13 protein-coding genes are annotated in these 13,892 nt (G+C 48.9%); 10 read left to right on the forward strand and 3 right to left on the reverse strand.

Annotated elements, in window-relative coordinates:
- Positions 1–85 precede the first annotated feature (85 nt).
- From P397_RS0103195 to P397_RS0103225, 7 genes are all read left to right on the forward strand, one after another.
- A complete protein-coding gene (locus tag P397_RS0103195) occupies positions 86–1,243 on the forward strand; it encodes an AI-2E family transporter (RefSeq protein WP_028105588.1) in 1,158 nt (385 codons plus the stop codon).
- A 73-nt stretch (positions 1,244–1,316) separates the two neighbouring features.
- Entirely contained in the window at positions 1,317–1,640 is a 324-nt protein-coding gene (locus P397_RS0103200) for a winged helix-turn-helix transcriptional regulator (RefSeq protein WP_026831942.1), read from the forward strand.
- Positions 1,641–1,956: 316 nt separating this feature from the next.
- Positions 1,957–4,584 (forward strand): adhesive domain-containing protein, encoded by a 2,628-nt coding sequence (locus tag P397_RS18030; RefSeq protein WP_028105589.1) that lies wholly within the window; start codon positions 1,957–1,959, stop codon positions 4,582–4,584.
- Positions 4,585–4,666: 82 nt separating this feature from the next.
- On the forward strand, positions 4,667–6,313 hold the full coding sequence (locus P397_RS0103210; RefSeq protein WP_028105590.1) for a glycoside hydrolase family protein: 1,647 nt from the start codon (positions 4,667–4,669) through the stop codon (positions 6,311–6,313).
- On the forward strand, positions 6,310–6,939 hold the full coding sequence (locus P397_RS0103215; protein WP_028105591.1) for a class D sortase: 630 nt from the start codon (positions 6,310–6,312) through the stop codon (positions 6,937–6,939). Before P397_RS0103210 ends, P397_RS0103215 begins: the two co-directional genes overlap by 4 nt.
- Entirely contained in the window at positions 6,936–8,003 is a 1,068-nt protein-coding gene (locus tag P397_RS0103220; protein WP_028105592.1) for a YheC/YheD family protein, read from the forward strand. Before P397_RS0103215 ends, P397_RS0103220 begins: the two co-directional genes overlap by 4 nt.
- A gap of 14 nt (positions 8,004–8,017) precedes the next feature.
- Positions 8,018–8,611 (forward strand): hypothetical protein, encoded by a 594-nt coding sequence (locus P397_RS0103225; protein WP_026831946.1) that lies wholly within the window; start codon positions 8,018–8,020, stop codon positions 8,609–8,611.
- 45 nt (positions 8,612–8,656) lie between these two features.
- Here the strand turns inward: P397_RS0103225 and P397_RS0103230 are convergent, their stop codons facing one another.
- A complete protein-coding gene (locus tag P397_RS0103230) occupies positions 8,657–9,589 on the reverse strand; it encodes a class F sortase (protein ID WP_028105593.1) in 933 nt (310 codons plus the stop codon).
- A gap of 86 nt (positions 9,590–9,675) precedes the next feature.
- A complete protein-coding gene (locus tag P397_RS0103235) occupies positions 9,676–11,046 on the reverse strand; it encodes a copper amine oxidase (protein WP_028105594.1) in 1,371 nt (456 codons plus the stop codon).
- Positions 11,047–11,350: 304 nt separating this feature from the next.
- Here P397_RS0103235 and P397_RS0103240 point away from each other — a divergent pair, with 304 nt between their 5' ends.
- Genes P397_RS0103240 through P397_RS0103250 form a run of 3 tightly spaced genes read left to right on the forward strand, consistent with a single transcriptional unit; the run spans position 11,351 to position 12,526 of the window.
- Positions 11,351–11,647, forward strand: coding sequence for a DNA-directed RNA polymerase subunit beta (locus P397_RS0103240; RefSeq protein WP_026831949.1), 297 nt, complete (start codon positions 11,351–11,353; stop codon positions 11,645–11,647).
- 26 nt (positions 11,648–11,673) lie between these two features.
- Positions 11,674–12,096 (forward strand): 3-hydroxyacyl-ACP dehydratase FabZ, encoded by a 423-nt coding sequence (fabZ, locus tag P397_RS0103245; protein ID WP_012371522.1) that lies wholly within the window; start codon positions 11,674–11,676, stop codon positions 12,094–12,096.
- 7 nt (positions 12,097–12,103) lie between these two features.
- Entirely contained in the window at positions 12,104–12,526 is a 423-nt protein-coding gene (locus tag P397_RS0103250) for a hypothetical protein (RefSeq protein ID WP_026831950.1), read from the forward strand.
- A 71-nt stretch (positions 12,527–12,597) separates the two neighbouring features.
- Here the strand turns inward: P397_RS0103250 and tnpB are convergent, their stop codons facing one another.
- Positions 12,598–13,770 carry an IS200/IS605 family element RNA-guided endonuclease TnpB gene (gene tnpB / locus P397_RS0103255; protein WP_028105595.1) on the reverse strand — a complete coding sequence of 391 codons (1,173 nt, stop codon included), beginning with the start codon at positions 13,768–13,770 and terminating at the stop codon, positions 12,598–12,600.
- Between the last annotated feature and the right edge of the window lie 122 nt (positions 13,771–13,892).

Here is a 13,892-nt window from a genome sequence, read left to right on the forward strand (position 1 = left end):
TTTTTTGAAAATAAGGATTAGAAGAGCCGGAATAAAGGGAATCTACTGAGTGATGCCATTATTTTAATCATAAGGAAGTGACAAGATGCAAAAGATGTTTGAGAACAAATGGTACCGTGGTGCCTGGTGGATCATGACGTTGCTGATCATCGTCTGGATCGGGAATCATGTGACGTTCTTGTTTCGGCCGATTGCAATCTTACTGCAAATGGTCGTACCGCCGCTTGCGATTGCCGGGATTCTTTATTATGTCCTGTTGCCGATCGTTGAGCTGCTCGAGAAAAAGATGAAACGCCGGCCGGCCGTGATCGTTGTATTGTTTGGTCTCGGTGGAATCCTGACAGCGCTTGGATTCATCTTCGGACCGATGCTGTCAGACCAAATCACGGAATTCGTCAATTCGATTCCGACACTCGCTTCACAATTCCAACGTCAACTTGTCGACGTGCGGGATCAATTGCAAAACAGTGCCTTCTTCTCCCGTTTCCTCGGAGGACAGGATGATCTGTTTAACAAGTTTTCCGGTAACATTTCCGAGTACGCATCGACGTTCTTAAAAAATATTGGAACCGGTGTCGGTGGATTCGTCAGCATCATCACGACGACGGTCGTCACGATTGTCATCATCCCGATCATGTTGATCTACATGTTGCTCGATGGGGATAAATTAAAAGGCAATCTCGTAAAGATGATGCCGTATGAATACCATAAGGAAACGAAAAAAATCCTCAGTGACGTTCACTTGACGATCATGAGTTACATTCGGGGACAAGTCATCGTCAGTATCGGCGTCGGGATCATTGCCTATATCGGTTACTTGATCATCGGGATTGACTATGCCTTACTGCTCGCCTTGTTTGCGACGATGACGAACATCATTCCGTTCCTCGGTCCGGTCATCGGTGTGATTCCGGCCCTGATCGTCGGTTTCATTCAGGATCCGATTCTCGCCGTCTACGCGGTCATCGTCATGACGGTCGCCCAGCAAATCGACTCGCACATCATGTCACCGCTCGTCCAAGGGAAAACCCTTGATGTCCACCCGCTGACGATCATCATCGTTTTACTCGTTGCCGGGAACATCGCCGGCTTCTTCGGTGTCTTGCTCGGTGTGCCGTTCTATGCCGTCATGAAGGTCATCATCCTCAATATCCGCCGTCTCTATCATTTGCGGTCACAGAAGAAGATGGTCATTGCCGAAGACGACAAGACGTTTAATACAATCGTGACGACAAAAGATTGAGTTTTGAATTTTCCCGCTGCTTCGGTCATACTGAGAAGGTAGAGTATCGTGTCACGAAAGGGGTATGCGTCAGATGGATCAACGTCATGTAGAAGAGCAGGCTGATTTATTAGCACTCCAGAAGTTTCAACACAATTTTGAGAACAGTCTTAAGTCGAGTGTCATTTACATCCTGCGGGATGGGGCATTGACGATTGGTGAGATTGAACAACGCTTGGATCAATCCCATGGTCAGATTCTCGAACAACTGCAAGAGCTGATCGAAGACGGGCTTGTTTTGCAGCAGATGTCCGAAAAAGTACAGGGATTAGCCTATTCATTGACGGGACCGGCAGAAGAACTCGTGCGCCAGTTCAAGGAATCGATTGTGTGGAGTAAACAACACATCACGTATTAACAAATGCCACAAGAACCTCTTGAGCCCTGCTCAAGAGGTTTTTTTGTCGGATTGCTTATTATATCGGTATAAAGTGAAAAACGACGCTTTTGGAAGTAATTAGCGGAATAAGTAATGAAATAAAATTACAATATATTTTATCTTTGTTAAAATCAAAATAAATATTAAATATATTTTAATGGGAATTTAGTATCTCAAATACTGGTTAATAATAACTATATAATCATTATGATTGTAAAAAAATGTATATTTTTTAGTCAGAAAGTCGCATAATATGAGGTGTAAGGTAATTTTTCTCAAGAAAAGGAGTGTTCCAATGAACAAGAAGACACCTGATTTTCGAAAGAAGATGAACCAACACCATAGAAACCACACCAAGCGGCTCGTCAAACTATTGGCAGCGTCCTCACTCGCCCTCTCTCCGATCTCCTTCACGTATACAAAAACCGAAGCATCTGAAAAAAAGTTTCAATCGCAACAACAACAGTTTGCGAATTCGATTAAAAATTCGCTGTCCGGTGCACCTGCCAATCGGGTCAGTTTGGCGGATGTTCAGTTATTGACCGGTGTACAGGTGACTGCTGGACTGACAGAACAGCCGGATCGCTATGATTTAGCACTGGGACTGACCGGAGTCGGTCTCGCGGATGCACAAGTCCTTAATCCGGAACGCGTCGCCGTCTTTAATGTACCGGATCTTGCCGGAAAAATGACGGCTGACGGCAATGCGGCTGTCAGCGTTGAACTTCTCCCGGTGACGTTACAGGATTTACCGACGTTAGAGAGACAATTGGATCCGTTGACAGGAGAGGTGACGAATGTAGTAAGCAGGCTTTTGACAAGAATTGATCGATTACAGAACAGACCGATTGGTGCGTTATTAAGAGTTGAAGGTTTAACAGAGTTAAGCACGGCACTGGAAAACCTTCAAAATCTGGATTCGGCCTTATCTGATTTATTAAAATATGAAGATTCGATTCCGTTTACCGTGAATCCAGATGGTTCCATCATCGTTGATTTTAGTGACGGGTTAGGCAACCACTTGGACACTGCAGTGAAACAAGTCGTTCAAACGGCATTACAAGATCTAGTCGATGCCATTACGAATGTAAAATTGAGCGGGCTTGCCGGAAGCATCATTAATCCGATATTAAATCCAGTCAGAAGTCTTTTGCCGGATGTGAATGCATTATTGAATGCAGTCACGAACGATACAGTAAACCTGTCTAACGATTTAGCTGGTGTACAAGTCCTCGGACCGACCTCCGTCAATCTCAATGTGGATGTCGTAAAACCAGCAGATGTGCCGCAAGATGACGTTGTCGTGACAGGATCAGCCGTCAGTACAACCGTGATCGATGCCGAGTTGTTGAGTGATCTCGATGGACGAGCGACGATTGTATTTGATGAAGAAGCGGATGCTGACGCGGATGCCGATGCGGATGCCGACGCGGATGCTGACGCCGATGCGGATGCCGACGCCGATGCCGATGCGGATGCCGATGCTGACGCCGATGCTGACGCCGATGCGGATGCGGATGCGGATGCCGACGCCGATGCGGATGCCGACGCCGATGCGGATGCTGACGCCGATGCGGATGCTGACGCTGATGCGGATGCCGATGCTGACGCCGATGCCGACGCTGACGCTGACGCTGACGCTGACGCCGATGCGGATGCCGATGCGGACGCTGATGCTGATGCGGATGCCGACGCCGATGCCGACGCTGATGCGGATGCTGACGCGGATGCCGATGCTGACGCCGATGCCGATGCCGATGCTGATGCGGATGCTGACGCGGATGCCGACGCTGACGCGGATGCGGATGCGGATGCTGACGCTGACGCTGACGCGGATGCCGACGCGGATGCTGACGCGGATGCCGACGCTGACGCGGATGCGGATGCGGATGCTGACGCTGACGCTGACGCGGATGCCGACGCGGACGCCGACGCGGATGCCGACGCTGACGCGGATGCCGATGCGGATGCTGACGCTGATGCGGATGCGGATGCGGATGCGGATGCCGACGCCGATGCCGACGCCGATGCGGATGCGGATGCTGACGCCGATGCGGATGCCGATGCGGATGCCGACGCTGACGCGGATGCTGATGCTGATGCGGATGCGGACGCCGATGCGGACGCCGATGCGGATGCCGATGCTGATGCCGATGCGGATGCCGATGCGGATGCTGATGCTGATGCCGATGCGGATGCCGATGCTGATGCGGATGCCGATGCTGATGCCGATGCTGACGCTGATGCCGATGCTGACGCTGATGCCGATGCTGACGCTGATGCGGACGCTGATGCGGACGCCGATGCTGATGCTGATGCGGACGCCGATGCGGATGCGGATGCCGATGCCGATGCTGACGCCGATGCGGATGCCGATGCCGATGCTGACGCCGATGCGGATGCGGATGCCGATGCGGATGCTGATGCAGATGCTGACGCTGATGCGGACGCTGATGCAGATGCTGACGCTGATGCGGATGCTGATAAAGATAATGACAACGATAACGATAATGGCAATGATAACGACGGTGATGATGACAACAAGCCAGATCCGGTCATGGATCCGAAAGATGATAATGATGCCGTGGTCGTGCCGATTCCAATCATTACAACGCCGACCCCACCATCGAATGCAGGCGTCATTACAAAACCAACTTTACCGACAAATGGAGGGGCTGTAACGAAACCGACGTTACCATCAAATTCTGGTGTCGTCACAAAACCGACGTTGCCGGCAACAAACGGCATTTCAGCTAAAAACACACCAATGTATTCAAAACCGGTCAGTCAGCCACTTCCGAAACCTGTGGCGAAAAGTCTTCCGAACACGTCTGAGAACCTCTTCTTGATCACCTTGATGGGGATGCTCGCGACGTTGACCGGATTGTTCGCCAAACTATTCCGACGCCGTCCACAAGACTGAGTCGACAAAAAAGTGATTTCACTTGTAGCAAGGACGTCGTGTCCTTGCTGCAAGTTCATCTTTTTGATAGGAGTGAGACGGAATGAACCAATTCATGCGAATCGAAGGATTGGAAGAAAGATTGACTGAACTGATGGAACAAGAACAAGCGATCTATTACTTGAACCAACGCTTAACGGTTTTTGTATCACTCGGTAATCCGACGGGACGGGCGCAGGTGCATACGTTTCGGGGAAAACGTTTATCGACGATTTTTCAAAAAATCAAGACCCAGCTAGGCGAACGACCAAGTAACTATCAATGGATCAAAGTCGATCTCGCGAAAAACTTTCAATTTTGTACATTTTCCGAATTGAACGCACGTCTGCAACAGACACGTAAAAACTATTTCCGGTCCGGCATCGCCTTCGATACGCGAATGGAATGTGCCTTTCTTGAGGAAGAGTTGAACGGAAATGCGATGTTGACACCAGATCCGGATCATCCTGATTTACGCATCAATTTAAAAAACATGACGCGTTACGTTGAATTGCAACAACGATCGGTTCCACGGATGGCATTTCATCCGGAGACGCGCTGTATCACCTTTGAGACGACCAGTGTCTTCGAAGAAGACGGTCCTGTTGTCTTACAGATGAACACGACAGCAGAAAAAATAAGAACTTATCAGCAACAGCATGACCTTACTTTTGAAATCACATCGGTTGTTCAACAGGCTGGCCGGTATTTAGCCAAGCAAGTTCAACAGAATGGTCGATTCACATATGGTTATTTTCCGTGTTTTGATAAAAAAATCGCCTATTACAACAGCTTACGTCATGCCAGCACGCTGTACGCGATGATTGAAGCCTATGAGGTGACGCCGGACATCGCGTTACGGCAAGCGATTGAACGGGCGAAAGCCTATTTGATTGATGAGTTGATTGTCGTACAAGAGAACCGCGCCTATGTCGTTGATTGGGAGCCGGGTGAAGTGAAGCTTGGCGCGAATGCTGCCGCTATTTTGGCATTGACCCAGTATATGAAGACGTTTCAGGTAACAGATGATTTAGACGTGTGCCGCCAACTCGCGACAGTGATCCTCGAGTTGCAACAAGTAGATGGGAACTTCCATCATGTACTCGCGTATCCGGATATGACCTTAAAAGAAGCCTTTCGGATTGTCTATTACGAAGGGGAGGCAACGTTCGCTCTGCTTCGTCTGTATGAACAGGACCGCGACGAACGATACTTGACCGCTGTCGTCGATGCCTTCGATTACTTCCTGGAGCATGAGTACTGGAAGTATCATGATCACTGGTTGAGCTACAGCGTCAATGAACTGACGAAGCATCGACCGGAAGACCGCTATTACACGTTTGGACTTCAGAACGTCGCACCGAAACTGACGTTCATCCATGACCGGGAGACGACGTACCCGACGTTTCTTGAATTGATGCTCGCGGCACAGGACATGATTATTCGGATACAGACGCAAGGACGGCAGGCATTGCTCGAAAACTTCCCGCTGGAACAGTTGGAACAAACGATCGAACGGCGGATGCATTATCAGTTGAACGGATTTTTTTATCCGGAAGTCGCTATGTATATGAAACGACCGGAGCGGATTCTTGGAAGTTTTTATATCCGGCATCATTCCTTCCGGGTCCGGATTGACGATGTTGAACACAATCTCTCCGGGTATTGTCAGGTCTTACGGAGCAATCGGAAGGAGGTCGAGCTACGATGATACGAAAGGGATCGACGATTTTGCTGCTGATCGGACTCGTTTTGCTTGGATACGTCGGCTATCAAAAGCTGACCGTCCAGCAAACGTTATCCGTGGAACTGGAGAAAGCGAAGGAAGTTGTCGTTCAAGCGGAAGGACAGTCTACGAAAACAGCTGACCAATCGGGTAAAAAAGAACCGATGGATCGAAAAGCCGACCGGGAACCGGACATGACGTTTGCAAACGGCGAGACACTCGGCTTTCTGTCGATTCGTTCACTCGACATGGAACTACCGTTACTGGAAGGTGTGGATGAGGTGACACTCGCAAAAGGCGTTGGTCATCATCCGGAAACGGCCTTCCCGGGACAAGAGGACCGGATATTCATCGCCGGTCACAACGATACGACGTTCTCGAAGATCAGCCAGCTGCAAGAAGGTGACGAAGTCGAACTGTTTCTCGCGGACGGTTCATACCGGTACGTGATGCGTTCGAGTGAAATCGTTGATTATACCGATACACGTGTCTTGCAGTCGACCGGCAAAGAATCACTTGTCATCTCGACTTGTTATCCTTTTTACAATGTAACCGACAGTACAGAACGGTACTTGATTTATCTCGAGCCAGTGAAGGAGGAAGCGCCATGACACGGATTGGCATATTACGTTTGAATGAGAAACCGCAGTTCCGCGATAAGATTGCGTGTGTCGTCGCGGCCTCGATGGGGTTCGAGACCTTTTTCTTTCGACCGCAAGATGTCGATTTTGACAGTCGGATGATTCAGGCCCAGCATTTTTTGGATGACGCGTGGCAGCCGAGTTTTGTTGAGTTTCCGGATGTCATCTACAACCATCTGCCGCTGACGGAAGAACAGAAACAGCTCTTTAAGCGGCTGGCGCAAGAGATTCCGTTTACGACGCACCGGATTGGTAATAAGAACGTCGTGCTGAAGCGTTTGGCGCAAGACGGAACATTTCGGGATAATCTGATTCCGATGCACCGCGTTCGAAAAGGGAGCGATTTGCTGCCGTTACTCGAGCGGTACGGACGCGTCATCTTCAAACCGGCGAACGGCAAACAGGGGCAACGAATTTATACGATGGAGCAAAGGGGAAACGATTCCTTTGATTTTCGGCATTTACTTGAGAATATGAACTATACAAAAGGAGAACTGATTGACCGTATCGAAGAAGAAACAAAGCGGAATCCGATGATCGTGCAACCATTCATTGCTTCCCAAACGATTCATGGTCATTCCTACTGCATGCGGATCCATGTCGCCAAGGGAGCAGGCGGAAAATGGAAGCTCGTGAAGTTTTTTCCCTTTGTCAGCAACAACAACCAAGAATCGGTCAGTCACTTGAGCCATGGCGCGTTCTCGACGACCCGAATGGACATTTTCATGCAACAGAACTACCCGGAGACGCATCATGAGGTAACGCGGAAAATTGTCGACTTTGCCCGTCGATTCCCGGCTTATTTCGAGTCGTTTTATGCCTATCCGCTCGATGCACTCGGGATCGATGTCGGAATCGGGGCGGACGGTAACCTCTATATTTACGAAGTGAACAGTCTTCCGGGCACCCGTTACGTGGAATTCCAAGCGGAGTATCTTGCCATTCAGTACTGTGACCACCTCGCGCGTCAAAAGTCGTCACCCGAAGTGAACGGGTTGACGGCAGGCTGGATGAAGGAACAGATCGAGGCTTAGAAAAGAGGATGAGTGTGAAGACATTTTTGTTTTATGTCATGGCAACACTTCTCGTCATCGTCATCGTCGCGAAGTTCATGGTACCGCTCCTCGGTTGGTGGGAGCAGGAAGAGACGTCAGGCAATCCTGAAAAAGCACGGACGACCATTCGGCTGAACGAAGGGCAGTTAAAACAATTTGACCGGGAGGACCGGATTGGGGTGACATACGAGATGGCGGGGCTCCAGTTAAAGACGCTGGATGTCGCACATCGCGATACGACCCGCCAAACGCCGTTGCTCGTCATCAATGTTCAAAAAGAAAAGCTGTTGCAAATCATGGGGGAACCGAACCGTCTGCTTGCAATCACGGTCAAAATCACCAATCAATCCGCAGACGAGATTCAGATTTTACCGAAGATTGCGGAGTACGAGACAAAAGGAAAAATCGTCACGATTGCGGATCAGTTCAACTCGTTGAACGGTTCCTACAAACCGGGCGAATCACGGATCGGCATCGTCTTCATCCCATCGGCACAAGTTCGGGTGACGGATGGACGGTTAAGTGTGTTTTATCAAACGATGTCCGGTGAAAAACAACTGCGGATTGCCTTGAATCAAGAAAGCTAAAAAGATCTTGCGCCGGTGAGGGCACAAGATCTTTTTTCTTGTATCTTATTTTTGAACGGCACTGAACGCTTCTTCTGATTCGATACCGGCTTTATTGACAGCCGTGATGATGAAGCGGCCGCTGGCGTCTTCCGGTAATGGGAAGGCTTTCCGTTCGATGGATTCCGTCGCACCTAACTTCTTCCGTTTTCCTTTTTGTTCTTGGTAGATGTTGTACTGGACGACTTCTTCATCTGTTGAGGCGTACCAGTTCACGAAACCGCCGGAAACGCGGACATTCGTTGCTGGTTTCGGAGGTGTTTTGACAGGGTCCGAAGCCTTTTCATCCAGTTCCGTGAAGACGACGAGACGATTGTCGTACGTGCCTTCGTTCTCATCATAGACACCGATGCAAGTAATCAAGTTCAAGTTGCGTTGATCCGATGCGCCGAAGATTTTTTCGAGTGGCGCATCGAGGTGACCGTACTCAACGAGCTTCTTGACACGGAAGACAAGTGTCCGGCCGGACTCATCCTTGATTTTGATCGTATCGCCTTTTTTCAGTTCATCGAGACGGTTAAAGACGGCAGGACCGGTCTTTGTATCGGTATGACCGTCGATGACGGCATTCCCGACATCACCTGGACGGGGACCAAACTTATACCAACCTACTTGCTGTTCATTTTTCGGAGTGGCCATGGCGCCTTCTTTATCCAAACCGACCTGCTCGACGTTCGTTTTGACATCAAGCTGATCGATGGCTAACGTTTTTGGGAGTTCAACTTCATTGGTCGAAAGACTCTTAAATTCTTTTTTGAAGATTTCGGACGGTTTGAGTGGATCTTCCTTTGCCTCGGAAGATGCCGCAGACTCAGTTTTTGCGTCGCCTTGCGTGATGTTCGATTGTGGTTCATTCGTGTTTCCGATTAATAGAAAAATTAACGTACCGATTGAAACGAGCATCAAGAGGATGCTGACCGGCAATAACCATTTTTTCAAGACACGTCACTCCTTTCCGAGACAAAGTCTCTTGCGCAGAAAAAGGATAGTGCCGAGGCGCTATCCTTTTTAGTATACCCGAATTCTTATGCGTTTTGACGTTTGCGAGCAAGGACGATTCCGGCTGCACCAAGTGCGAGACCGAAGAGTGCGATCGCACCAGTCGTTGCTGCTGTGTTGTTGTCGCTCATGCCGCCGTTACCTGTGTTTGGCATTGAGCCTGGTGTACCGTCCATGAACTTCTCTGGTGATTGTTTGACGATTGCGTCACCAAGGTTTGCCCCCACGCCGTACATGTAAGCGTAAGACTCACGGAACGTATCAACCGATCCTTTGTAGTCGCCTTCCGTGTACTGCATGAACGTATCTTGGATATACATCTCGTGGCCAGATACAGCTTCTTGAGCCGCTTTTGTCGGAAGGTTTTCTTCCGTTGCTGCGCCAAGGAACGCACCGAAGTCATTTGAGAACATTTTGAGCATCTCTTGTGCGTCACCCATCAATTTCTTATCGTCATTGATCGCTGCTGTGACAAGGTTTGCTTGGGCTTCGATGTGGTTTTTCGTCCAAACTTGCTCGAACTGATCCGCGCCCGCTTGACCGTAAACCGATTTCATTGCCGCTTTGAAGTCAGCTGTGTGCATGTCTTCTGCCCAGTTTGCTGCATCGTAGTCTTTCGCTTGATCGACGCCTGCTGTCATGCTGATGTTAGCCAGTGCGACGTGCTCTGCTGCAAGACTGTTGAGTGTTGACCGGAGGTCAGCTGCTTTTGTATCCGCTTTTGTGTTGTCGAACTTCTCAGGCATTTGTGTTGTGATCGCAACTGAGAGTGCTTTCGAGATGTCATACATACGGCTGTATCCTTCGCGGAACGTGTTGTACGATCCTTCGTAGTCACCGGCTGCATATTGTTGGAATGTTTTATAGACGTCCGCTTCATGGGCACGGAGCACTTCTTCCGCTGCTGCCTTCGGCAGTTTACCTTCTGTTGCTGTATCAAGGAAGCTCGAGAGGTCTTGGACGAACTCTTCCGTTTCCGCTTTTGAAGCGTTGATGCCGTCTTGGTCGTCCGCTTTGACGGCTTTGACGAGATCTGTTGTGTATTTGTTATGGTCGACGAAGATTTTCTCGAACTGTTTCGCGCCTTCTTCACCGTAGACCGATGCGATCGCTGGTGTCATGTCAAGTGCGTTCTGTTTGAGAGCCGCTTCGTAATATTCTGCGTCTTTTGATCCGTCATATTGTTTTTTCATGTCCATGACGGCAAGCACGAAGTGCTCAGAGAGTAGTTGATCAAGTGTTGCACGAAGGTCAGCGGCTTTTGTTTTGACCGTGACGTTTTTCGCGCCGTCCTCATGTTTCATCTCATCTCCGCCACCAGAAGCGAATGCTGCTGTTCCTGGTAATACGAGTGCTGCTGCCATTGCTGTTGCTGCGAATTTTTTCGTGTTTTTCATTTTGTCTCATCCTCTCAAATTTGGGTGGTATTTAAAACGTGTTTGGTAGTTTTTGTTTTACCGTTCTGAACAGCATACGCACCTCGATTTTATTTGGATTGGAAAATGATAAAAGTTTTTTTGAAAAAGCAGGTGGATTCACTTCTCTTCCTTATATAGAAAATGCAGAACTTTTTTACAAGTTCCTCGTTTGTGCATGTTACACTTAAAAAAAGAACGGTTTTGTAGCTAAATCGAAACTATTTAATACCAGGTACTAATATGCTATGATGTTCTTAGACTGACTCAACGAAAGGTGATCAAGATGGTACAAAATCAAGCAGGAACAGACCAACCGACACGTGAACGTCTCAAACGTCATCAACAAGCAGACAATCAGGGACAACAAGACAAGGAACCGAAACAGCGTCAAAAGATGCGTGAGTATTCCTCACGTCGTGTTCCGATTATCGTTCGCTTACTGATCGTTCTTCTGTTAGTCGTCGTTGCGTTAGTCATCGGTGCGATGGTTGGGTATGCGACACTTGGTGGTGGCGAAGCGATGGATGTCCTTAAGCTCGACACATGGACCCGCATCACCGATTTTTGGACGAAATCTTAAACTAACCAGTGATTGGAGCTGTTTATATGTATACGATTGAACAAATCAAGGAAGTGATTCCCCACCGTTATCCCTTTTTACTCGTCGACCGTATTTTAGAAGTCGAAGAAGGTAAACGGGCGGTCGGAATCAAAAATGTCACGGCCAATGAAGAATTCTTCAATGGTCATTTTCCAGACTACAACGTCATGCCCGGCGTCTTGATCGTCGAAGCATTAGCGCAAGTCGGTGCCTTTGCTGTCCTTAAGATGGAACAGAATCAAGGAAAACTCGCTTTCTTCGCGGGTATTGAAAACTGCCGGTTTAAGCGTCAAGTCGTCCCCGGTGACCAGCTCCGACTGGAAGTCGAACTGACGAAACTGCGTGGACCGATTGGTAAAGGGCGTGCCACAGCAACGGTCGATGGGGAAGTCGCCTGTACCGCTGAACTCACTTTCGCGATCAAGTGAAGATGTGATGAAGCGCTGGCTGATTCCACTGGCGATTTCGCTGCTTGTCGTTCCTGGTTGTCAACGTGCTGACGAGGTGGAGACCGCTTCCCCGACGGTCATCATCGATCCTGTCAAACGTGCTGGACAAACAGAAAACATCTCGGCTCAGATTTCAGCAACGGAAAATGATCGAATGCGTTTGACGATTCGCACGGCAAACGATATCCGACTCGACGACCAGCAAGTCGATATCCGACTGGATGTCGCCAATCAGTCGATTCCGTTCCCATTTGTTTCATTCGAAGCAAAAAAAATGGGTGAAGTCAGAACGTATACGTCCGATACGACCATCGAAAAAGAAGTATTTGATGAAAACCGCTTACCGGTCTTGATCATCGATGCGGGTGCAGGACGCGGCATTGAGATTCCGCTCGAAGTCGTCCGTTGAACTACCTCCACCTACGCTTCACTTAGAGGTGAAGGATTCCTGAGTTATCCGACCTAACGGTCGAAAATTTATCAGGCTAACCCCGTCGTCCCGACGGTTGAAGAAGCTAAAATGCGTTCGGCTTCTTGTTTGAGATTCAGTCCTGCATTCACATCTCGATCGTGATGGATGCCGCAACTCGGGCATGTCCATTCACGCAAGCTGAGATGTTTCACGTCTTTGTTTTGATGACCGCAACTGGAGCACAGTTGACTGGAAGCAAAGGTATTGCCAACCTTCACGATGGTCTTCCCGTACCATTCTGCCTTATACTCCAGCATCCGGAAGAACTCCGACCAGCTGACCTCAGAGATGGACTTGCTCAATTTACGGTTCTTCTGCATGTTCTTCACCTGCAAGGTCTCGATCCCGATGACGTCGTGGTTTTGGACGATCTCGGTCGATACCTTGTGCAGGAAATCGTTCCGCTTGTTGGCGATCTTCTCGTGGATACAGGCAACCTTCCGCTTCTGCTTCTGATAGTTTCTCGCCTCGGAAAGCGTGACTTTCTTGTTCAGGGCGATGCGTTGACGGCGGGAGAGCTTACGCTGTTCGCGCGCCAGTTTCTTCTCAAGCGAACGGAAGTAACGGTCGTTCTTGTATACGGTGCCGTCCGACAGGATAGCGAAGTTCTTGAGTCCGACATCGACGCCGACAGATGAACCGGTCTTCGGCAATTCGTCGATTTCCTGCTCGACGAGCAGGGAGACGAAATATTTGCCTGAAGCGTTACGTCGAATCGTGGCGTTCAAGATACGGCCTGTGATGTGTTTCGAATGGGCGAAACGTACCCATTTCAGCTTCGGAAGTTTGAGTTTATTGCATCCAATCGAGACTTCAGGAAGTTGAGACTTTCCCTGTATGTTCGTCTTGTACGATTGGACGGGATGGCGCTTCGACTTGAATCGAGGGCGTTCGTTCTGCTTCTTGAAGAAGCGATCAAACGCATCAGCAAGATGTTTGACGCTGATCTGAACAGAGGTACTATCCACTTCTTTCAACCAGTCGAACTCCTGCTTTAACAAAGGAATTTCTTTGGAACAAGAACCGTAGGACAGTCCTTTTCCAGTGGTCTTGTACATTTCATCCCACTTCGCCAAGAAGTGGTTGAAGATGAAGCGTGAACACCCGATCGTCTTCGCGATCAGGATTTCCTGCTCTTTTGTAGGGTAGATTCTGAATTTGTAGGCCTTGTGTTTCAACACCATTTTTCACCTCCTTTAAGGAAAATATACCCGAAAAGCAGGCTGGCGATTCATCTCCCACTTTCACTTCGTTTAGAAGTGGAAGTATTTTCGCCTAATTTTGATAAAAAAAGGAAGCATAC

This window comes from Exiguobacterium undae DSM 14481, assembly GCF_000620805.1.
Classification (GTDB): Bacteria; Bacillota; Bacilli; order Exiguobacteriales; family Exiguobacteriaceae; genus Exiguobacterium_A; species Exiguobacterium_A undae.